16 protein-coding genes are annotated in these 21677 nt (G+C 61.4%); 12 read left to right on the top strand and 4 right to left on the bottom strand.

Annotated elements, in window-relative coordinates:
* Nucleotides 1–32 precede the first annotated feature (32 nt).
* A complete protein-coding gene (gene moaA / locus BSG19_RS10335) occupies nt 33–1082 on the bottom strand; it encodes a GTP 3',8-cyclase MoaA (RefSeq protein WP_170865959.1) in 1050 nt (349 codons plus the stop codon).
* A gap of 206 nt (nt 1083–1288) precedes the next feature.
* On the opposite strand from moaA, the gene BSG19_RS10330 reads away from it, so the two are divergent.
* The 3 genes from BSG19_RS10330 to BSG19_RS10320 are packed head-to-tail and all read left to right on the top strand — an operon-like array spanning nt 1289 to nt 3487.
* Nucleotides 1289–1690 carry a gamma-butyrobetaine hydroxylase family protein gene (locus BSG19_RS10330; RefSeq protein ID WP_092987637.1) on the top strand — a complete coding sequence of 134 codons (402 nt, stop codon included), beginning with the start codon at nt 1289–1291 and terminating at the stop codon, nt 1688–1690.
* Nucleotides 1691–1728: 38 nt separating this feature from the next.
* Nucleotides 1729–2874 (top strand): low temperature requirement protein A, encoded by a 1146-nt coding sequence (locus BSG19_RS10325; protein ID WP_092988434.1) that lies wholly within the window; start codon nt 1729–1731, stop codon nt 2872–2874.
* 34 nt (nt 2875–2908) lie between these two features.
* The gene (locus tag BSG19_RS10320; protein ID WP_092987636.1) at nt 2909–3487 is read left to right on the top strand and encodes a nucleoside 2-deoxyribosyltransferase; all 579 of its coding nucleotides are present in this window, start codon (nt 2909–2911) and stop codon (nt 3485–3487) included.
* Between the two features lie 16 nt (nt 3488–3503).
* Here BSG19_RS10320 and BSG19_RS10315 read toward each other — a convergent pair whose 3' ends face one another.
* Nucleotides 3504–4511, bottom strand: a complete 1008-nt coding sequence (locus tag BSG19_RS10315; protein WP_244529232.1) for a GGDEF domain-containing protein — start codon at nt 4509–4511, stop codon at nt 3504–3506.
* Nucleotides 4512–4856: 345 nt separating this feature from the next.
* On the bottom strand, nt 4857–6248 hold the full coding sequence (fumC, locus tag BSG19_RS10310; protein ID WP_092987634.1) for a class II fumarate hydratase: 1392 nt from the start codon (nt 6246–6248) through the stop codon (nt 4857–4859).
* Nucleotides 6249–6490: 242 nt separating this feature from the next.
* Between fumC and BSG19_RS25690 the strand changes: the two genes are divergently transcribed.
* Together BSG19_RS25690 and BSG19_RS10305 are read left to right on the top strand one after the other, a co-directional pair.
* Entirely contained in the window at nt 6491–6727 is a 237-nt protein-coding gene (locus BSG19_RS25690; RefSeq protein WP_139274752.1) for a hypothetical protein, read from the top strand.
* Nucleotides 6728–6756: 29 nt separating this feature from the next.
* Nucleotides 6757–8652, top strand: a complete 1896-nt coding sequence (locus tag BSG19_RS10305) for a L,D-transpeptidase family protein (RefSeq protein ID WP_092987633.1) — start codon at nt 6757–6759, stop codon at nt 8650–8652.
* 279 nt (nt 8653–8931) lie between these two features.
* Here BSG19_RS10305 and gltA read toward each other — a convergent pair whose 3' ends face one another.
* On the bottom strand, nt 8932–10221 hold the full coding sequence (gltA, locus tag BSG19_RS10300) for a citrate synthase (protein ID WP_092988433.1): 1290 nt from the start codon (nt 10219–10221) through the stop codon (nt 8932–8934).
* Between the two features lie 576 nt (nt 10222–10797).
* Here gltA and BSG19_RS10295 point away from each other — a divergent pair.
* From BSG19_RS10295 to BSG19_RS10265, 7 genes are all read left to right on the top strand, one after another.
* Complete coding sequence (locus tag BSG19_RS10295) at nt 10798–13020, top strand: ComEC/Rec2 family competence protein (protein ID WP_092988432.1); 2223 nt, start codon at nt 10798–10800, stop codon at nt 13018–13020.
* A gap of 150 nt (nt 13021–13170) precedes the next feature.
* Nucleotides 13171–14205, top strand: a complete 1035-nt coding sequence (exbB, locus tag BSG19_RS10290) for a tonB-system energizer ExbB (RefSeq protein ID WP_244529196.1) — start codon at nt 13171–13173, stop codon at nt 14203–14205.
* 3 nt (nt 14206–14208) lie between these two features.
* Nucleotides 14209–14640 (top strand): TonB system transport protein ExbD, encoded by a 432-nt coding sequence (gene exbD / locus BSG19_RS10285; protein ID WP_092987632.1) that lies wholly within the window; start codon nt 14209–14211, stop codon nt 14638–14640.
* Nucleotides 14641–14815: 175 nt separating this feature from the next.
* Complete coding sequence (locus BSG19_RS10280; protein WP_092987631.1) at nt 14816–15475, top strand: protein-L-isoaspartate O-methyltransferase family protein; 660 nt, start codon at nt 14816–14818, stop codon at nt 15473–15475.
* A 380-nt stretch (nt 15476–15855) separates the two neighbouring features.
* On the top strand, nt 15856–17214 hold the full coding sequence (locus tag BSG19_RS10275) for a TolC family outer membrane protein (RefSeq protein ID WP_092987630.1): 1359 nt from the start codon (nt 15856–15858) through the stop codon (nt 17212–17214).
* A 165-nt stretch (nt 17215–17379) separates the two neighbouring features.
* Nucleotides 17380–18342, top strand: a complete 963-nt coding sequence (locus BSG19_RS10270) for a PopZ family protein (RefSeq protein ID WP_092987629.1) — start codon at nt 17380–17382, stop codon at nt 18340–18342.
* Between the two features lie 239 nt (nt 18343–18581).
* Entirely contained in the window at nt 18582–21425 is a 2844-nt protein-coding gene (locus BSG19_RS10265) for a valine--tRNA ligase (RefSeq protein ID WP_092987628.1), read from the top strand.
* Nucleotides 21426–21677 lie beyond the last annotated feature (252 nt).

Genomic DNA, 21677 nt, shown 5'->3' with positions numbered 1-21677 from the left:
TTCATCGGGTAGAGACGGGCAGGGCGGTCACTTCAGCCGCCAGTGACGCTCATATGCCGCGCAACAGCCGGTCGGTTTTGCGTGCGATCGATGATGAAGTCGTGGCCCTTCGGCTTGCGGCCGATGGCCTCGTCGATCACCTGCGACAGAAGAGCGTCCTCCGATGAGGCGCGAACGGCGGCACGCAGGTCCGCGGCGTCGTTCTGCCCAAGGCACATGTAGAGCGTGCCCGTACATGTCAGGCGAACCCGATTGCAACTCTCGCAAAAATTATGGGTCATCGGCGTGATAAGGCCGAGACGTCCGCCTGTTTCCGCGACCGTCATGTAACGAGCCGGGCCGCCAGTCGCATAGGCATTGTCGGTCAGGGTGAAGATCTCTGCCAGCCGGTCGCGCATCTCGGACAGAGGCATGTAGCGATCCGTCCGGTCCTCCTCGATCTCGCCCATCGGCATGGTCTCGATCAGCGTCAGATCCATGCCACGGCCATGCGCCCAGCGGATCATGTCGGGAATTTCAAGATCGTTGAAACCCTTGAGAGCAACGGCATTGATCTTCACATGAATGCCGGCTGCCTGGGCTGCGTCGATCCCTTCAAGCACTTTCGACAGATCCCCCCAGCGGGTGATCTCTTTGAACTTTACCGGATCGAGCGTATCCAGCGAAACATTGATGCGCTTCACGCCGGCATCCGCAAGCTCCTGCGCATAGCGCGCGAGCTGCGATCCGTTTGTGGTCAGGGTCAGCTCGTCCAGCGTTCCCTCTTCGATTTTTTTACCCAGCGCCCGTACGAGATGCATGATGTTCTTGCGCACCAACGGCTCGCCACCCGTCAGCCGCAGCTTGCGAACGCCCTTCTCGATGAAGGCGGAACAGATGCGCTCGAGTTCCTCCAGCGTCAGAAGGTCCTTCTTCGGCAGGAAGTTCATATTTTCCGCCATGCAGTAGGTGCAGCGGAAATCGCAGCGGTCCGTGACCGACACACGCAGGTAGGTCACCGCACGGCCGAACGGATCGATCATCGGTGCGGTGGAATTCGCGAGCGCAACAGCTCCACGCTTCTCGATCGGGCGTCTGTCGATGATGATGGTGTTCACAAGCGTCTCCGTCGTCCTGCCCACAAACATCGTGCCTGTGGCAGGATGCGTCAAGGCCGGCTGTGCTCGGCGCCTGCCTCGATGCTCTGCAATGATGAGCGTGTCAGTTTCCTTGAAGGGGAATCTGCGCTAGGTCTCTGAAAAATCAAGCGGTGGCTGGCGCACGGAGTGACGGGCGCGGAAGGACGAACATGACAAGCGACATCTGGCCGAGGGAGTTGCGGGTGTCCAGGGACCGGAGGACGCTCACCGTCACATTCAACGATGGGGTCGCCGGCGTCTTGCCCGCCGAGATGCTGCGCGTGCTTTCGCCGTCGGCCGAGGTCCAGGGGCACGGTCCCGGGCAAAAGGTCACCGTGCCGGGCAAGCGCAATGTCGCCATCGCCGCGATGACGCCGACGGGTAACTATGCCGTGCGGATCGCCTTCGACGATGGTCACGACACAGGCATCTTCACCTGGACCTATCTGCGGGAACTCAGCGTCGAGGGTGCCGCTCTCTTTGCAGCCTACGAAGAGGAACTGAGCGCCAAAGGTCTCGATCGCGGCCCCGTTCGTGCCGGACAGAGTGCGGATGAGGGCGCTGCGCGATGAGCACACTCTTCCAGTCGCTGCGGGATCGGGCCGGCTGGATGCGCGAGCGTCGCGAGCGGGAGGACGACAAGGTCGCCTTTCCCGAATTGTTTTTCGATCTGGTCTTCGTTTTCTCGCTGATCCAGCTGTCGCACACGCTTGCCGGTCATTACTCGCTCATGGGCGCGCTCGAAGCGCTGCTGATGATTCTCGCCGTCTGGTGGGTCTGGATCTTCACCACATGGGTGACGAACTGGCTCGATCCCGACCGGATGCCGGTTCGTGCCATGCTGTTCGCCCTGATGTTCGGCGCGCTCCTGCTATCGACGGCGATCAACGACGCCTTCGGCGACAAGGCGCTGCTGTTCGCCATCTCCTATGTCGGCATGCAGATCGGCCGGTCCCTGTTCACCGTCTACGCGCTGCACGGTCATAGCCCTGATAACGCGCGCGATTTTCTGCGCATCACCTGCTGGCTCGCTCTCTCCGGCGTGTTCTGGATCGCGGGTGCCCTGATCGGCGGTGAGGCACAACTCCTCATCTGGATCGTCGCGCTGACCATAGAATATGTCTCGCCCGCCGTGGGCTTCCGCGTGCCCGGACTGGGTCGTTCAGAGTTTGACGACTGGGACGTACTCGGCGCGCACATGGCGGAACGCTGCGCTCTGTTCGTCCTGATCTGTCTTGGCGAAACGATTCTCGTAACGGGCCGGACGCTTGCCGAAATGGAGGTAACGCCACTCGTCTTCGTTCTCGCCGTCAGCAGCTTCGGATCGACCGTCACCATGTGGTGGATCTATTTCCGGTTCGGACAGGAGCGGGCAGCAGCGCAGATCGAGAGCGACGAATCGCCCGGCGAAATTGCGCGAACCATCTTCACCTATGCCCATATCCCGGTCGTCGCCGGCATCATCCTCTGCGCCGTCGCCGACGAGTTCGTCCTGGCCCATCCCCACGGGGCGATCGACCTGAAGACGGCAAGCGCGATCATCGGCGGTCCCATCGTCTTCCTGGCGGGCAATGTCTGGATCAAGAGTTCGGTCGCTCCGCGCCTTTCGGTCTCGCATCTCGCTGGCATAGGCCTGTTGATCCTTGCTGCGCCGCTTGCCCTCGTGGTCGAGCCGCACGTCCTCCTCATCATCTCCTTCGTCATTCTCGTCGTCGTCGCCGTCTGGGAATATCTGACGCTCAAGGCCGTGCGTTGACCCGCACCGAACCCTGTCTGGAACTGGAAGAACAATGCTCCTCAAAGTCTACCTTGCCGGTCCTGAAGTCTTTCTGCCGAATGCCCGGGAGATCCTCGATCTGAAAGCAGAGCGGGCGAGGGCGGCGGGGTTCGAACCACTGAGCCCGGGAGATCTCGCTATCCCCCCGGCCGAGACAAAGTTCGGCATGGGGCTGGCGATCAGTCAGGTCAACGAGGGCATGATGCGCGCAGCCGATGCGGTCATTGCCAACCTTACGCCGTTCCGCGGCGTCGCCGCCGATGTCGGCACGGCCTTCGAGGTCGGCTTCATGTGCGCGCAGGGCAAGCTGGTCTACGCCTACACGAACATCGCCCAATCGCACTACGACCGCTGCTCCGCCTACTACGGCGGCGACATCCGCGAAACGACGGATGGCCGGCATCGCGGACCGGATGGAATCTCCATCGAGAATTTCGACATGGCGGATAATCTGATGCTGGACGGCGGTATCGCCGCTCGTGGAGGTGCGCTCGTGGTGGGCAACGCGGCTCCGGACGCCCTCTACACGGACCTCACAGCCTTTGAGGCGTGCCTCCGCCTCCTCGCCGAGCAGCAGGGCACTGTGGCTTGACCGTCTTCAGGCAGCGTCAACGACGGTAGAGAAGCCAGTTGCGGCCTGTGTCCTTCTTCATGCCGTCTTCAAACAGCATGGTCCGGTTGCGGCCGGCATTCTTGGCGCAATACAGCGCGACATCTGCCTTGTTGTAGAGATCAACAGGGTCTTCCGCGAGAGAGGCCTGGCACACGCCGATGGACAGCGTGATCGGGCCGTAGTTGACGCCCGTCTTCGAATTCTTGAACGGCGTGTTGGCCAGCGCCGTACGGATCCGGTCTGCGACCTGCACGCATTCCTCGACGGTCTGGTCGTTGAGGATGATGGCGAACTCCTCACCACCCGTGCGCGCGACGAAAGCTTCACGCCGCAGGTTCGAGCGGATGACAGTCCCCACCGTTGCGAGGATCTTGTCGCCGACCGGATGACCGAACGTGTCGTTGACCTTCTTGAAGTGGTCGATATCGGCGATCAGAAGCCCGGTATAGGTTTTGATCTGATCGGAATTATAGACGGATGACAGCTTCTCGTCGAAGGCGCGACGGTTGGCAAGACGCGTGAGGGAATCGGTATTGGCGATCCGCTTGTACTCGTCGAGCTCCTGGCGGATGACGTCCATTTCCACGGATTTCAAGGAGACATTCTCGACCAGTTCCTTGCCCTGGCTCATTGTATCTTCAGTGGCTTGTGACAGCAGAGTCACCGCGCTTCGCAGGATCTCGACGCTGGCGGCACTCTTGTTGTTGATGTTGTTGGCCGCTTCCCCAAGAACCCTGTTGTAGCTCTCGAGTGCGAACTGCTCGTCGCGCATCAGGGCCAGGAGATCGTTCAACTGGGCGGAAAGCCGGCTATGCGCACGCTCTACACCGGCTGCATGATGGACGTGTGCGAAATAGCGCGCGCCGATTTCGTCCAGCTCTTCCTGCGTTGCCTTGCTGCCCAGCGCGGCCAGCTCCTTCGTCAGGCGCGGGTTGGAGCCGATATAGGCTTCGTAATAGAGCTCGTAGTTGCGCGGGATCGGGGCGATGCCCATGATGCGCATCGCGAATGTAACCTGCGCCGCGATATCCGGAGCTTGCCCCTTGGGCGATGTTACAGGCTGCACGAAAGCTCTCCTGTTGTCCTGAGCTTGGCATCGCGGAAGACGGCATTGTCGCCCGGCAGAAATGCACGTGGCTGCAGGCATGGCTCTCGATAGACCGGCGAGACCCCTCTGCAGTAGCGTATTCTAGCGATGAAAAGATTGGAGAAAGTTTAACGATTATTCGAAACATCACATGCCATTGCCGGTAAGGCTCTTATGCCGGACGAAAAAACCCCGCTGGCAAGCCAGCGGGGTTCGGAGATTGGATTTCCGGGGAGGTGACTGAACCGACGACCGTTCAGATCAGGCGGGGCTGATCATCGTTTCCGGCCGAACGACGGCGTCGAATTCCTCATTCGTCACATAGCCACCGCCAACAGCCTCCTCACGCAGCGTCGTTCCGTTCTTGTGGGCAGTCTTGGCAATCTTCGCCGCATTGTCATAGCCGATCTTCGGCGCAAGCGCCGTGACGAGCATGAGCGACCGGTCGAGGGCAGCCTTGATGTTGTCTTCGCGAGCCTCGATACCCGTAACGCAGTTGTCGGTGAAGGACACGGCAGCATCCGCCAGCAGCTGGACCGATTGCAGGAAGTTGTAGGCCATCAGCGGATTATAGACGTTCAGTTCGAAGTGGCCCTGGCTGCCTGCGAAGGTCAGAGACGCGTGGTTGCCGAAGACCTGCACGCAGACCTGGGTCAGTGCTTCGCACTGCGTCGGATTGACCTTGCCCGGCATGATCGATGAGCCGGGTTCGTTTTCCGGCAGCGACAGTTCGCCGAGACCCGAGCGCGGGCCGGAGCCGAGAAAGCGGATGTCGTTGGCGATCTTGAAGAGAGCGGCAGCGGTTGCATTGATGGCGCCATGGCTGAACACCATGGAATCATGGGCGGCCAGCGCCTCGAACTTGTTCGGCGCCGAGGTGAAGGCGATGCCGGTGATCGAGGCGATTTCTCCGGCGACCTTCTCGGCAAAGCCGATCGGTGCGTTGAGCCCCGTGCCGACCGCCGTGCCACCCTGGGCGAGTTCCTGCAGGCCGGGCAGCGTCATTTCGATACGCTTGATGGAGGAGGCTACCTGCGCGGCATAACCGGAGAACTCCTGGCCGAGCGTCAGCGGTGTCGCATCCTGTGTATGTGTGCGCCCGATCTTGATGATGTGGTCGAACGCCTTCACCTTGGTTTCGAGCGCTGCATGGAGGTGCCTCAGCGCGGGGAGCAGGTCGTGCACGACGCGTTCCGCGCAGGCGATATGCATGGCGGTCGGGAAGGTGTCGTTGGACGATTGGCTCATATTGACGTGGTCGTTCGGATGAACGGGCTTCTTGGAACCCATGACGCCTCCGAGCAGCTCGATCGCCCGGTTGGAGATGACCTCGTTCGCATTCATGTTCGATTGTGTGCCGGAGCCCGTCTGCCAGACGACGAGCGGAAAATGATCGTTGAGCTTGCCGTCGATCACTTCCTGTGAAGCGCGGATGATGGGTTCGCCGACGGCCGGGTCCAGTCGCCCCAGCGCCATGTTGGCCTTGGCCGCCGCCTGTTTGACGATGCCGAGGGCCCGTACGATGGACAGCGGCTGCTTTTCCCAGCCGATCTTGAAATTGCCGAGGGAACGCTGGGCCTGTGCGCCCCAGTAGCGGTCGTTCTGGACCTCGATCGGGCCGAATGTATCTGTTTCCGTGCGGGTGGCTGTCATCGTCTCTTCCCTGCTTCGTCTGATGCGGCACTGTCGAGCGCTGCAAGATCCTCGGAGCCGACCGTGAAAAGGCCCGGCCGGGCTGACGTCTTCTGTGGCCTAGGTGCCGCCCGGTTGTAAAGAGGCAGGAGAGGGCGGCGCGCCGGTACAATCGTTTGAATGATCCGGAACGATGGAGGGTCGTTCACGCCCGGCGACGTCGGTACGCAAGCGCTTTCTGTGCCTTTTGTAACACAGGCGGAATGTCTCTTGAAAAGCCAGTATCGCGGGCCAAAAAGAATCTCGACCATCCCTGTGGAGGCATCGAGCCGAAAAGTCAGATCTATCAGTTTCTTGGCGTGTTTTGTGGTTCGATTGAGCCGGCATTTTCCGCCTGCACCCGCCTGATTGCGCCGCGCGCGTTTCCTTTTCATTCACCAACATTTCTTATAAGTCGGATGCTTGGTGACATGAACGGCATCGGGCGCCACCCGCCATGAGGCGGCACTGCGATACGGAAAGTTCGGCTATGACATTGAAGAAGACAGCAGCGATCGTCACCCTCATGTCGGGGTGCGCCCTGACCACGCTCCACGTCGGTCAAGCCGACGCCATGACGCTGATGGACCTGTTCCGTCGCAACCGCGCGCCAGAGACCCTTCAGTCGATGCCGGAGGTCGCTCCGGCTCCTTTGCAGGAGCAGTCGGCACCGGTCAGGCGCAGCGCATCGTCGACGCCGGCCCCGCGTGTCGTCGGTCCGAAATACTACACCTACAAGGCCGAAGCGCCGCGTCGCATCGAGACCGATCGTCTGGTCGATCCGGTCGTCACAGGTTCGCTCCGCCCTGATCTGGTATCGACAGGAACCACGACGACCCTCAGCGACGCGCGACCCTACATGCCGTCCGTTACGGCTTATGCCGCGCCCGGCGTCGCCAAGACGATCGAGGCTTATTACGCAGGGACGGACGCACTGATCTGGATCGATGCCACCGGCGTGAACGATCGCGCCCGTGCCGCCATGGCCGTGCTGGCGGATGCCGCCAGCATCGGTCTCGATCCACAGGATTACGCCGTCGCGCTTCCATCGGAAACGCCGGATGCAACCGATATGGCAGCCCGCGAGAAAGCTCTTGTATCCTTCGAGATCCGCCTGAGCGCGGCTGTGCTTACCTATGTGCAGGACACGGTTCGCGGCCGTATCGATCCGAACGCGATCTCCGGCTATCATGATTTCAAGCGCAAGGACGTCAATCTCGCCGGCAAGCTGCGCGTTATCGCTGCCAGCCACGATGTCGCAGCCTTCCTCGCGACGCAGACGCCGTCCAATCCCGAGTTCAAGGCTCTTCGCGACGAGCTGAAGCGACTGGAAGCTTCCACTGACGGCCAGCCTCGTATCGAGATTCCGGAAGGCACGCTTCTCAAGCCGGGCATTGCCGATCCCGGCCTGCCTGCTGTCGTCGCCGCTATCAAGGCGAAGGGTTCCGATGCGCTGAAAACGGATCATGCCACGACGCTTGCCGCCTATCAGGGCAGTGAGGACTACACGCCTGATCTCGTGGCGCTGGTCGAGGCGTTCCAGAAGGAAAACGGCCTGAAGCCGGATGGCATCGTCGGACGCGCCTCGATCCGTATCTTGAGCGGTGGCGACAGCAACGCCGACAAGATCGCCAAGCTGCGGATCGCCATGGAGCAGGCGCGCTGGCTTCCCGCCGATCTCGGCAGCCGCTACGTCTTCATCAACCAGCCGGCCTTCACGGCGTCCTATCACGATGCCGGCGTCGAACAGTTCAACATGCGCGTCGTCGTTGGCTCGAAGACAAACCAGACCTACTTTTTCGAGGATGAGATTCAGACCGTCGAGTTCAACCCATATTGGGGCGTGCCTCAGTCGATCATCATCAACGAGATGCTGCCGAAGCTGCGCAGCGATCCGGGCTATCTCGACCGTCTGGGCTATCAGGTCGAGGTCGCCGGACGTGCCGTATCGTCCTATGACGTCGATTGGTACGGCTCCACCAAGGGTGTCTCCGTGCGTCAGCCGCCGTCCGATGACAATGCGCTCGGCGAGCTGAAGATCCTGTTTCCCAACGCGCATGCCATCTACATGCACGATACGCCGTCCAAGAGCTTCTTCAAGAAGGACATGCGGGCCCTCAGCCACGGTTGTGTGCGGCTTGCCGATCCCCGCCGCATGGCGGCTGCCGTGCTCGGTACAACGGTGGACGATGTCGCCAAGCAGATCGCCGGCGGACGCAACAAGGGCGTCTCTGTCCCGAGCCGCATCCCGGTCTACGTTGCCTACTTCACAGCATGGCCGGACAAGGATGGCCGCGTCGCCTATTTCGATGATGTCTACGATCGCGACATGTACATGAACCGCGCTTTCGACGCGACCCGCCAGGTCCGCCGTATCGAAGGCTGATTGTCGACTATCTGATAATAAAGTTGCGGAAGCCAGTCTCTCCCGGGAGGCTGGCTTTTTCGTTTCGGCCTAGGGCATGAGGTGGAACGCTTTTGCCGTTCACCCGGCAGAGACATGACCAGCATGGTCATTGCTGCAGCCTCCTGGAGGCGCTTCGCAGACGCGTTCGGTGGAGGTCTGCCGGATCAACCGATCAGGGCCAGAAACGGGCGCAACGCACATGAAAAAGCCGCGAGCTTTCGGCCCGCGGCTTTTCTTGTTTCAATAAAACCGGTCGGCTTAGCGCTTGGAGACCGGGATATAGTCGCGCTTGGGTTCGCCGACATAGAGCTGGCGCGGACGGCCGATGCGCTGTTCCGGATCCTCGATCATTTCGTTCCACTGAGCGATCCAGCCGACGGTGCGGGCCAGCGCGAACAGAACGGTGAACATGGTCGTGGGGAAGCCCAGGGCCTTCAGCGTGATGCCCGAATAGAAGTCGATGTTCGGGTACAGCTTCTTCTCGATGAAGTAGGGGTCCGTCAGAGCGATGCGCTCGAGCTCCATGGCGACCTGCAGAAGCGGGTCGTCCTTGTGGCCGAGTTCCGCCAGCACTTCATGCGTGGTTTTCTGCATGATCTTGGCGCGCGGATCGTAGTTCTTGTAGACGCGGTGACCGAACCCCATCAGGCGGAACGGGTCATTCTTGTCCTTGGCCTTGGCGACATATTCCGGAATGCGATCGACCGTGCCGATTTCCGCCAGCATGTTGAGAGCCGCTTCGTTGGCGCCGCCGTGTGCCGGGCCCCAGAGGCAGGCAATGCCGGCCGCGATACAGGCGAAGGGGTTTGCGCCCGAAGAACCGGCGAGACGAACCGTCGAGGTCGAAGCGTTCTGCTCGTGATCGGCATGGAGGATGAAGATCCGGTCCATGGCGCGGGCCAGCACGGGGTTGACCTTGTACTCTTCACACGGAACCGCGAAGCACATGTGCAGGAAGTTCGACGCGTAATCGAGGTCGTTCTTCGGGTAAACGAAGGGCTGGCCGATATGATACTTGTAAGCCATGGCGGCAAGCGTCGGCATCTTCGCGATCATGCGCAGGCTTGCAACCATGCGCTGGTGTGGATCGGTGATATCCGTCGAGTCGTGGTAGAAGGCCGAAAGCGCACCGACGCAGCCGCACATGACGGCCATCGGGTGGGCATCGCGGCGGAAGCCGGTAAAGAAGCGTGACATCTGCTCGTGCACCATGGTGTGGTGCGTGACGCGGTGATCGAAGTCGATCTTCTGCGTCTTGGTCGGCAGTTCGCCGTAGAGAAGAAGGTAGCAAACCTCAAGGAAATCGCCTTGTTCGGCGAGCTGTTCGATGGGAAAGCCGCGGTGAAGAAGGATGCCTTCGTCGCCGTCGATATAGGTAATCCTGGACTCGCAGGATGCGGTCGACGTGAAGCCCGGATCGTAGGTGAACTGTCCCGTCTGCTTGTAGAGCGTGCCGATATCAACGACCTCTGGGCCGATGGAGCCGGACCGCACCGGCAGCTCGACCGATTTATCGTTGACCGTCACCGTTGCGCTTTTGCCTGCCATATAGCGATCCTCCATTTGCACCGAAACGGCACGAAAGCGTGCCGCAATTCATCGTTGTTGCCTCAGTGCTACCGCATTTGATACCCCCTGCCAAGCGCTCGGGGGCTTACGTTTTGCGATGCAGCATAATCATCTCGCGGCGCGATAGTTGCATGGATTGTTGGCAGTTCCAACTACGGCTGCATAGGAAAGTCGCGGCTTCCCGCGCTTGGTCGACGACATGATGAAGAAATAGGCAATAACTCGAAATTGTAAATTAGAACTTTTTCTGCAACATCTTCCGGTGGCGACGAAAAGGGCTCCCCTGGTATGCGCAAGGTGTCCGAAGCAGTGATCGACATCGGACCAAGGCGCGCTGAGCAAGCGCTTCATGAGCCGGATCTTGAAACGCTCCCGCAGCTTGTTCACGCCCCGACCCGCCAGCGTCTCCCGCAATTTTTTCAACACGAATTACGCGCACGAGCCCGCTGGATCGCCGTCTTGCGTCCGCGTCCCCGCGCGTGGCCGGATCGATTTCGTACGGCTTGGGAGGAAGAGGCGGCCTTCGGGCACCCGTTTCTCTTCCTGCCGCTGCTGATGGCGCTGGGAGCGATCCTTTGGTTTTCCGCACGCGACCCGCCCGCGCTCATCAATGTTGCAGTGCTGGCATGTTGTTTTTGCATAGCAAGTGGAGCGCTAATGGGACGCTCCGGCTGGCTCCGTCTTGTCGTTTTCAGCACAACGGGTCTTCTCCTCGGTGCGACCTCGGCAGCATTCGAAACGTCCCGGACCGTCACTGTCATGCTGGATTCGCCGGTAACGACGACGATAACGGGCCGTATCCTTAGCCGGGAGATCTCCGGCAGAAATGCCTATCGCTATATCGTCGCCCTGCAGCGCACCGAGGCGCCGACGCTGCGGCGTCCGCCGACGACCCTGACGCTTGTCGTGCGCAATGCCGGTGCGGCGAAGGTCGGCGATATCATCAAGGGACGGGCTCGTCTCTCGCCGCCCTCCGGTCCCGCTCTCGCGGGCCTCAACGATTTCGGATTCGACAGCTTCTTCAAGGGCATCGGAGCGGTAGGTTATGCTTATGGCAAGCCGCAGATCCTTGCCGATGAGAAGAAAGAGACGGCCAGAGCGTCCTTAATCGACAGGAGTTGGGCGGGTCTTGCTGTCTGGCGCGAGGCCATCGGCATGCGGATCCGCGCGACCATTCCCGGCGATGCCGGAGCCATCGCTGCGGCTCTCGTAACGGCGGAGGAACGGGCGATCAGCCGGGACAGCATCGCCGCGTTGCGAAATTCCGGCCTTGGCCACGTCCTTGCAATTTCCGGGCTCAATATGGTGTTGGCCGCCGGAACCTTGCTGGTCGGCTTGCGAACCGGCCTCAGTCTGGTGCCCGGCCTTGCGCATCGCGTGCCGATCAAGAAGATCGCAGCGGGCGGGGCTCTGCTGATGGTGTGCTTCTATATCCTGATCTCCGGAGGCGCCGTTTCCGCCGTCCGGTCATGGATCATGATCGTCATCATGCTCCTCGCCGTTTTCTTCGATCGCCCCTCGATCAGCCTGCGCAATGTAGCCATTGCAGCATTGGTGATTCTGGCCGTGGACCCGTCCGCGGTTTCCGGTCCGGGCTTCCAGATGTCCTTCGCCGCGACGCTGGCGCTTGTTGCCGGTTATGCCCGCTGGCGGGAACGCGAGGTGCCTGCCGGCCGACGCGAGGGAAACGAGATGCTCGCAGGCATTCGCGGATTTCTGGCAGGACTGTTTCTCAGTTCGCTCATCGGCGGCGTCTCGACCATGATCTACTCGGCTGCCCACTTCAATCAGCTGCCGGCCTACGGCCTGCTTGGCAATATGCTGGCCATGCCGGTCATCAGCATCGTGGTCATGCCGGCTGGCCTCATCGCAATGCTGCTGATGCCGCTCGGACTGGATACGCTTCCTCTGATCGTGATGGGGTACGGGCTGGAGGTCATGCTGGCCGTCGCTCGTTTCGTCTCGGCGCTCGGTGGCCAGATCATGACCGGGCGCCTGCCGCATGCGGCCTTCGCAATGATTGCCATCGGCGGCGTTGTTTTCTGCCTGCTGCGAACGCGGCTGGCGTTCGCAGGTCTTGGTCTCGTTGTCGTCGGCCTCTGCATCGCCGTCGCTGCTCCGTCCGAGCGGCCGGTTCTCCTTATCGCTGAGGATGGACGATTGGCTGCATTGATCGACGGCATGTCCGGTGCCAGCAATCGAACCCGTCCGCCGGCCTTTATCTACGGTCAATGGACGCGAGCGCTTCGTCTCGACAAGCACCGCGCACCAAGCTTGCGTATCGATCTTGCTTTGCCCGAACCGCTACCGGCGACCGACGACAAGCGGAACCGGCTCCCTTTCAAGGATTCGGAGGCCCGCGGCGCATTGCACCGGTTGATTGGCGAGGGCGAGAAGGGCCGCTTCTCTTGCGTTCCCGAGCAGTGGTGCGCCGCCACATCGCCTCAGGGTTGGGTCATCGTCACGGTCGAGGATCGCAGGCTTGTCGGTTCGGCCTGCGATATCGCCGATATCGTCGTGACCTCCGCGAACCTCGCTTTTTCCGCATGTCACTCCGGGGCAATCCTCGCCAGTGCTCGCATGCTGCGAAAAACAGGTGCTCTCGAAATCTACGCAGACACAGCTACGCCCGGAGGCCGGCTGGTTGTCGCCGCCATGGACGGGCTTCGTCGGCCCTGGCAGCGACACCGCGCCTATGACTGGCGTCTCGATTCCTTTCCGGACGACACGCCGACAGACGCCGATGACTCCGAAACCCTTCCCGGCGAAGAATCATGATGAAAACAGTCTAGAAATCTTGCCTTCACTGCCGTCTGTGACATATGAGAGCGCGAACGACGTCACAATGGTGACGAAACCGGCTGCGGCCGGCGCCCGAGATCATCGTCCGCCCGACGCAGCGGATGGATCGCTTGAGATGGACGAATCATGTCGAACTGCAAGTTTTCCACGCCCTTCTTCGCCACAGCCCTGATCGGGGCGCTGGCGATGTCCCTGCCGGCTTCTGCCCAGACATCAGCCCCTCCGGCCTCTTCTACGGAGCAGGCGCCCTCGGCCCCACCAGCGCCTGCGGCTCCGCAAGGCTCTGCCCAGACGGCACCCGCTCCTGTGACGCCGACGCCGGAGGCCACGCCACCGGCGGCACCGGATACGGCGCCCGAAGCCGCGCAGCCACCGACCGAGCTGCAGGAACTCGCCGCCGAAGATGGGGATGATCCGTCGCTCCCGCACGATCTGTCGCCGGTCGGCATGTTTCTCGCGGCAGACTATGTGGTCAAAGGCGTGATGATCGCCCTCGCGCTTGCTTCCGTCGCGACGTGGTCAATTCTTCTTTTCAAGGTCTTCGAACTGTCGGCAGCCAAGGCTCGTCTGCGCCGGGCGCTTGCCCATCTGACCGACGCGACCGGATTGCGCGATGCGTCCGAAGGCGTCGTCAAAAGCGGACCGGCCGTCGCCATGCTGACGGCTGCCGGTCAGGAACTGACCAAATCGGAGCCGGTCCTCGATCTCGTGCCGGGCGAGGGCGTAAAGGAACGTGTCGCTTCGCGTCTCTCGCGCATCGAGGCCGGTGCGGGCAAGAAGATCGCGGCGGGCACCGGCGTCCTTGCAACGGTCGGCTCCATCTCCCCTTTCGTCGGCCTGTTCGGCACGGTCTGGGGTATCATGAACTCCTTCATCGGCATCAGCCAGGCGCAAACGACAAACCTTGCCATCGTCGCGCCCGGCATTGCCGAAGCGCTTTTGGCGACGGCCATCGGCCTCGTCGCGGCCATTCCGGCGGTGGTCATCTACAATTACTTCGCCCGCTCCATCGCCGGCTATCGGCTGATCCTGGCGGACACCGCTGCGGCCGTCGATCGTCTGGTCAGCCGCGACCTCGATTTCCGCTTGGCTCGCCGCACCGCGCCGCGGCTTGCCGACACGATCAAGCCGGGCGAAACGCCCGTCGCACGGATGAGGTGAACCATGGCAACGCGACTTGGCGACAGCGGTGGCGGCGATCTCGAGGAAAATGCGGAGATCAATGTCACCCCCTTCATCGACGTGATGCTGGTGCTCCTGATCATCTTCATGGTCGCAGCGCCACTGGCGACCGTCGATATGAAAGTGGATCTTCCACAATCGGCGGCAAAGCCCACGCCACGCAGCGACGACAAGCCTGTGTTCATCACGCTGAAATCCGACCTGACGCTCGCGCTCGGCAACGAGACGACAGATACATCCCGTTTCGCTGCGGATCTCGACGGAATGACCGAGGGCAACAAGCAGACACGAATCCTGCTGCGCGCCGACAAGTCCGTCGATTACGGCGCGTTGATGGACCTGATGAACCGGATCCAGCAGGCAGGCTACAGCAAGATCGCGCTGGTTGGCCTCGAAGGCGCGCCAGCGCGGTGAACGCCTGAAGCGCACGAGATACGGGGCGATTTGCCCATCGTTGCATTCGCCGCTTGAAACGCACGATGCGGCGATTTATGAGCTTTGCAAGGCAGTCCGCCGTTGCGGCGGACGCAGGTCGTCCGGACAGTGTCCGCAAGGGCGGCGTTCAAAGCGGATCGAAGAGGCACGCGCGATGGATTTCGAAGCAGCACGTATCAAGATGGTCGACAACCAGGTTCGCACCACGGATGTTACCTCTCATACGGTCCTTTCCGCCTTCCTGGCGGTTCCCCGCGAAGCGTTCGTTCCCGAAAGCCGTAAGCAACTCGCTTACATCGACACGGATATTGCCGTTTCCCAGGCAGACGGCGGCCGGTACGTCATGGAGCCGTCGCCGCTGGCGAAGCTGCTGCAGCTTGGCGAGATCGCCAAGACAGACTCCATTCTCGAGATCGGCTGCACGACCGGATATACGTCCGCTCTGCTGTCTCTGCTGGGCAAGGATGTGATCGCGCTCGACAGCGACGCGGAGCTGGCTGCGCAGGCGAAGGAAAACCTGTCCAGCCTAGGCTACGCGAACGTCAGTGTCGTGACGGGTGTCCTCGAAGCCGGTTACCCGACAAAGGCCCCCTATGACGTCATCTTCGTCAATGGCGCGATCGAGACGGTCCCTGCTGCGCTGACGTCGCAGTTGCGCGATGGTGGTCGGCTCATCGCTGTCGTCGGCTTCGGCAATGCTTCGCGTGCAAAGGTCTTCATGCGCGAAGGCGGTAAAGTGTCAGAGCGCAAGGCCTTCAATACGGCCGTCAAGCCGCTGCCGGGCTTTCGCGTCGCCAAGGAATTCGTGTTCTGATCTTCGGATCACCAAGCATTCGATGAAGGTAGAAAGCCGGGCTATACGGAAACGTGGCCCGGCTTTTTCATGCATAGGCGTCGGCCTTCGATCCGTTATGGTTAGGCGCCGATGCTATGGTCAGCCCGGCGCCATGCTGGTCAATTAGATCGGGCTTGGATACCTGCCTGCCTCGGGACGACCTGATGCGCAACAGCAACGCCGGACGACCGTTCGGTTACGTAGGGCCGGCTCCGTCTTGCGCATGGAGGCGCAGTGCTGGCATCGAATGATCTTGCGGTAGCAGCTGTTCCGACCTTCGGCATGGCTTTTGCGGCAGAACCTTTTAAGTCGATGTGCGGGTGCCGGAGTGCTGGGTCCTGTCATACTGGAGGCATCGCATGAAAATGCTGCGCATCACGACCATACTCGCGGTGGCTCTCGTTTCGCCTGCCTCCGCCGATACGATCGCCGAAGCCATGGCGAAGGCATATGCCAACAACCCGGATCTGAACGCGGCACGCGCCGGCCTTCGTGCCGTGGACGAGTCCGTCACGATCGCCAAGTCCGGGTACCGACCACAGGTTTCCGCAGTCGCGACCGGCACGCAGACGCGCTTTGACAGCGATTTGCAGACGCGCCCGCGGGACTTCCACCAAGGCTCTGCCGGACTGACGATCACGCAGCAGATCTTCGACGGTTTCCAGACCCTGAACGACGTCCGGGCGTCCGAATCGACCGTCTTGTCCAATCGCGAAAGCCTCAAGGCCAACGAAATCTCGATTCTCCTGTCGGCTGCGGAATCCTACGCCAATATTGTGCGTGACCAGCAGGTTGTCGGCATTCGGCGACAAAACCTCGCTTTCCTCAAGGAGCAGTTGAAGGCGGCCAATGCGCGGCTGACGGTGGGCGAGGGGACCCGCACGGACGTCAGTCAGGCCGAGGCGGAACTCGCAAGTGCGAAGGCACTGCTTGCTACAGCCGTATCGCAACTGAAGCAGAGTGAGGCGGTCTATGTACAGATCGTCGGCGGCGCACCTCGAGATATCAAGGCAGCGCCACCGGCAAAGACGGGCATGCCACGCACGCTCGACCAGGCCGTTGCCGCGGGCCTTCGGGACAATCCGCAGATCATCGCTGCATTATATGCGGTCGATGCTGCGGGCTACCGGGTGAAGCAGGCGGAAGGGACTATGTTGCCCGGTGTGACGATCCAGGGTTCTGTCAGCCGCAACACGGGCGACTCGTTCAACAACGGCGGTGTCGACAATACCTCCGGCTCGATCACGGCACGCCTACAGGTGCCCATCTACCAAGGCGGTGCCGAGTATGGTCAGGTGCGGCAGGCCAAGGAGCGCGCTGGTCAGCAAAGCATCGCGGTCGACAGCGTCCGGCTCGATGTCCAAAAAACGGTCGTCAGCGCCTACGCCCAACTGGATGCTGCCCGAGCCTCCATCACGGCCAACAAGGAGCAGATCCGGGCTGCAAATCAGGCGCTGGCCGGCGTCATCGAGGAGCGCAAGGTGGGACAGCGCACGACGCTCGACGTTCTCGACGCCCAGCAATCCGTGCTGATTGCGCGCGAAAGCCTTGCGGCATCGCAGCGCAATGCCGTCGTCGCCAGCTATTCCCTGCTTGCCAGCATGGGCGCGCTCACCGTCCGCGGACAGAACCTCAATGTCGCAGAATACCGACCGGAAAAGCATTATGAGGCGGTAAAGAACAAATGGTTCGGTCTCAAGCCCGTAGAGGGACGCTGAACGCCCGCGTCTTGTTTGCCTGCAAGACCGGATGACGGGAGAAACAAATCTGTGCATCATCGCGAGAGGATGATTCGCGGCATTCCGCCAAATGGACAAGTCGCTTAAGGGTCATCAGGCTCTGCGCGAAACGGCGGCGCGCCTTGAATGAAACGAGGATCTGCAATGGCACAATCGAACCTGGCGCGCGAACCGTCAATGGACGAAATTCTCGCTTCGATCCGCAAGATCATCGAAAGCAACGAGGCGACCGGTCCTGGTCTTCCTGCCAATGACCACGGTCCGATGTCGGACAGCTATTATTCAAGCGACCAGGCCTACCTTGACGAAGAGCAGGCCGAAGACATTCAACTGACGATCGACGACACCGTCTTCCCGGATTTCGTTTCCTCTGACGCCGATGCGGATACAGGGCATAGGCACGCGCCGTCTGCCTCCTATGGCGAGGCAGAGCCGCCCCGCGCAGCGCCGTCTGCGCCGCTTTCGCTGGCAGACGTTGCGGCCCGCGTCCGTGCCGCCTCCGAGCGCCAGACGATGCCGAGAGAAACGGTTGTCGCGCCCCGCGATCTGCCGGCAAGGGCACCGCAGGCGGCCGCGCCCCGAGAGGATATGCAGCAACCTCGGCCGCAGACAAGCGCCGCAGCGCCCTTCCAGCCGGAACCGCCTCGTGCCTACCGCGAGCCGGTTGCCGAGGAGACGCAGAGCGAGCATGACGCTGCGCATCAGGCAGAGGTGGAGGCGTCCATCCGCGCCATGGCGCGCAACGTTGTCGCGCCGCACCTTGTTACAAACGAGGTTTCTTCCTCCGAGACCGCAAATTCGGGAGCGACCGTGGCGACACAACCGGAAACGCCAGCCACACAGCCGCTGGTCCCCAGCGTTTCGACGCAGGTTCGGGAGAAGGACGTCACCGCAATCCTTTCAGATGCCGTGAGCGAGCAGGTGGCCCGCTCGTTCGGCGATCTGGCGCTGGCAATCGACAGCAGTCCGCGCCGCTCCTTCGATGAAATTGCGGAAGAAATGCTGCGTCCCATGCTTCAGGAATGGCTCGACGACAACCTGCCGACCCTTGTCGAGCGCCTCGTGCGCGAGGAAATCGAACGCGTAGCCCGCGGCCCTCGCCGCTGACACCGTCTCGGGAGTGACGTTCGGCAAAGCCGATCATTCTCTCTCCCTGTCGCGCAGGCTGACGCTTTGTCGAAATCCGACGGAGCGAAAGGCCTGCGGGCAGGCGTAACAGTCTCCCGCTAAACCCTGCTGCCTGGCATCCTTCACCGACGCATCCCATATTCACGGGGCGGAACGTTGCGCGCCTCCTCGGTTCCGGTTTACAAGCCTCCCACATCCACAGCACGTTTGGTTCCGAAATGCTTGACAAAACCTATGATTCCGCTGCGATCGAACCGCGTATCGCCAAGCTTTGGGACGATGCCGACGCCTTTCGCGCCGGTGCGGGCGCAAAGCCCGGCGCCGAGCCCTTCTGCGTCGTCATACCCCCGCCGAACGTGACCGGTTCTCTGCATATGGGCCACGCGCTCAATAACACGCTGCAGGACATCATGATTCGCTTCGAGCGAATGCGCGGCAAGGATGTGCTGTGGCAGCCGGGCATGGACCATGCCGGCATCGCCACCCAGATGGTCGTCGAGCGCCAGCTGATGGAACGCCAGCTTCCAGGCCGACGCGCCATGGGCCGAGAGGCCTTTGTCGATCGCATCTGGGAATGGAAGGGCGAGTCCGGCGGGCTGATCTTCAATCAGCTGAAGCGCCTCGGCGCATCGTGCGATTGGTCCCGCGAGCGCTTCACCATGGATGAAGGACTCTCCAAGGCGGTTCTCGAGGTCTTCGTCACGCTCTACAAGCAGGGTCTGATCTATAAGGACAACCGCCTCGTCAACTGGGATCCGAAGCTTCTCACTGCAATCTCCGATCTCGAGGTCGAGCAGATCGAGGTTGCCGGCAATCTCTGGCATCTGCGCTACCCGCTCGAGCCGGGCGTCACCTATCAGCATCCTGTTGCCTTCAACGAAGAGGGCGAGCCGACCGAGTTCGAGACGCGCGACTATCTGGTCGTCGCAACGACGCGGCCGGAAACCATGCTCGGCGACACGGGCATCGCCGTCAATCCGGAAGACGAGCGTTATCGCGCAATCGTCGGCCGGCATGTCGTGCTTCCGCTGGTCGGTCGCCGCATTCCGATCGTTGCCGACGATTATGCCGACCCGACCGCCGGAACCGGCGCCGTCAAGATGACACCAGCCCATGATTTCAACGATTTCGAGGTCGCGCGCCGTCATGATCTGCGCAAGATCAATATCCTGACGATCGATGGCCACGTCACGCTGAAGGACAATGAGGACTTCCTCGAAGGCCTGCCTGCGACCGGGGAGCTGGATGCCCTCATCGAGATCCTTGAGAATGTCGAGCGCTTTGCAGCCCGCAAGATCATCGTGTCCCTGTTCGAGGAACGCGGCCTGCTCGACAAGATCGAGCCGCATAAGCACATGGTTCCCCATGGCGATCGCGGCGGCGTGCCGATCGAGCCACGCCTGACCGAACAGTGGTATGTCGATGCGGCAACGCTCGCAAAGCCCGCCATCGCTTCCGTTCGTGAGGGCCGGACCAACTTCGTTCCGAAGAATTGGGAGAAGACCTATTACGAGTGGATGGAAAACATCCAGCCGTGGTGCGTTTCCCGCCAGCTCTGGTGGGGGCACCAAATTCCGGCCTGGTACGGACCGGACGGCCAGGTCTTCGTCGAGAAGTCCGAGGAAGAGGCGCTGCACGCCGCCATCCAGCATTACCTGTCGCATGAAGGCCCGATGAAGGCCTTCGTTCAGGACCGAATCGAGAACTTTGCCGTTGGCGAAATTCTGACGCGCGATGAAGACGTTCTCGACACCTGGTTCTCTTCGGCGCTTTGGCCATTTTCCACCCTCGGCTGGCCCGACCAGACGAAGGAGCTGGCGAAGTATTACCAGACCGACGTTCTGGTGACCGGCTTCGACATCATCTTCTTCTGGGTTGCCCGGATGATGATGATGGGCCTTCACTTCATGAAGGACGAGAGCGGCAGCCCGGTCGAGCCGTTCCACACCGTCTATGTCCACGCCCTCGTTCGCGACAAGAACGGGCAGAAGATGTCGAAGTCGAAGGGCAACGTCATCGATCCGCTCGACCTGATCGACGAATACGGAGCCGACGCTCTGCGCTTCACGCTGGCCATCATGGCGGCGCAGGGGCGCGACGTGAAGCTGGACCCCGCTCGTATCGCCGGCTATCGCAACTTTGGAACCAAGCTCTGGAACGCCACGCGCTTTGCCGAGATGAACGGCGTGAAAGCCGATCCGTCCTTCCTGCCGGAGGCCTGCGTCCTCCCGGTCAACCAGTGGATTTTGACCGAGTTGTCCCGTACGACCCGCGACGTCACCACGGCCATCGAGACCTACCGTTTCAATGAAGCGGCAAGCGGCCTGTATCGTTTCGTATGGAATCAGGTCTGCGACTGGTATCTCGAACTTCTGAAGCCGGTCTTTTCCGGCGAAGACGAAGCTGCAAAAGCCGAATCCCAGGCCTGCGTCGCCTATGTTCTCGAAGCGGCATACAAGCTGCTTCATCCGTTCATGCCCTTCATGACGGAGGAACTGTGGGCGGCGACAGCCGACGAGGGCGCCGAGCGGGACATCCTGCTGTGCCACGCCGCATGGCCGGTTGCCGGTTTTGCCAATGAGCACGCTGCGGCGGAAATCAACTGGTTGATCGATCTCGTCTCGGGCATCCGTTCGGTTCGCTCCGAGATGAACGTACCTCCCTCGGCAATCGCGCCGCTGGTGGTGGTCGATGCCGGCATTCCCACACGTGAACGGCTGGAGCGGCACTCCGCCGCTATCCGTCGTCTCGCCCGCGTCGATGCCATCGACATTGCAACGACAGCGCCGAAGGGCAGCGCGCAGATCGTGGTCGGCGAGGCAACCTTTTGCCTGCCGCTCGGCGCCCTGATCGATCTCGTTGCCGAAAAGGCTCGCCTCGCCAAGGCGATCGACAAGGTCGAAATCGAGCGCCAGCGCATCCTTGGCAAGCTGTCGAACGAGAAGTTCGTGGCGAACGCAAAGCCGGAGGTGGTTGAGGCCGAGCGTGAGAGATTGGTGGAACTCGACGGCCAGAAGACCGCGCTCGATGTTGCCCTCGGGCGTATCGCGGATGCGGGCTAAGGCTTACTTTTACGCTTTTGCATCCGACGATGAGCAAGAGAATGAAAAGGTCGCGACATCGTTGCGACCTTTTTCAGTTTGGAAACGCGAATGCGGAAGCGGCGTCTTCGCGGTCTGCGACTCAGCGGCGTTACGGAAGAATGGCATCCATCTCCAAGCACGCCGGAAAGTTCCCTTGGGTACGCTGAGAGGGTGAAACATGCCTGAAAAATGGCAGGTTGTGGCATGTTGGTGACAGTGCAGGGCGGAGAG

This window comes from Rhizobium sp. NFR03 (assembly GCF_900111275.1).
Classification (GTDB): Bacteria; Pseudomonadota; Alphaproteobacteria; order Rhizobiales; family Rhizobiaceae; genus Ferranicluibacter.
Note: the sequence above shows the minus strand (reverse complement) of the source record. Positions and strands in the feature narration are given on the sequence as shown.

Bases quoted from the DNA above. Each gene is read 5' to 3' on its own strand.
- exbD (WP_092987632.1), top strand. From the start codon at position 14,209: ATGGCAACGCGACTTGGCGACAGCGGTGGCGGCGATCTCGAGGAAAAT.
- BSG19_RS10325 (WP_092988434.1), top strand. From the start codon at position 1,729: ATGCGCGAGCGTCGCGAGCGGGAGGACGACAAGGTCGCCTTTCCCGAA.
- BSG19_RS10305 (WP_092987633.1), top strand. From the start codon at position 6,757: ATGACATTGAAGAAGACAGCAGCGATCGTCACCCTCATGTCGGGGTGC.
- fumC (WP_092987634.1), bottom strand. From the start codon at position 6,248: ATGACAGCCACCCGCACGGAAACAGATACATTCGGCCCGATCGAGGTC.
- BSG19_RS10265 (WP_092987628.1), top strand. From the start codon at position 18,582: ATGCTTGACAAAACCTATGATTCCGCTGCGATCGAACCGCGTATCGCC.
- BSG19_RS25690 (WP_139274752.1), top strand. From the start codon at position 6,491: ATGTCTCTTGAAAAGCCAGTATCGCGGGCCAAAAAGAATCTCGACCAT.
- BSG19_RS10295 (WP_092988432.1), top strand. From the start codon at position 10,798: ATGGCGCTGGGAGCGATCCTTTGGTTTTCCGCACGCGACCCGCCCGCG.
- BSG19_RS10275 (WP_092987630.1), top strand. From the start codon at position 15,856: ATGAAAATGCTGCGCATCACGACCATACTCGCGGTGGCTCTCGTTTCG.
- exbB (WP_244529196.1), top strand. From the start codon at position 13,171: ATGTCGAACTGCAAGTTTTCCACGCCCTTCTTCGCCACAGCCCTGATC.
- BSG19_RS10330 (WP_092987637.1), top strand. From the start codon at position 1,289: ATGACAAGCGACATCTGGCCGAGGGAGTTGCGGGTGTCCAGGGACCGG.
- BSG19_RS10320 (WP_092987636.1), top strand. From the start codon at position 2,909: ATGCTCCTCAAAGTCTACCTTGCCGGTCCTGAAGTCTTTCTGCCGAAT.
- BSG19_RS10270 (WP_092987629.1), top strand. From the start codon at position 17,380: ATGGCACAATCGAACCTGGCGCGCGAACCGTCAATGGACGAAATTCTC.
- BSG19_RS10280 (WP_092987631.1), top strand. From the start codon at position 14,816: ATGGATTTCGAAGCAGCACGTATCAAGATGGTCGACAACCAGGTTCGC.
- BSG19_RS10315 (WP_244529232.1), bottom strand. From the start codon at position 4,511: ATGCGCATCATGGGCATCGCCCCGATCCCGCGCAACTACGAGCTCTAT.
- gltA (WP_092988433.1), bottom strand. From the start codon at position 10,221: ATGGCAGGCAAAAGCGCAACGGTGACGGTCAACGATAAATCGGTCGAG.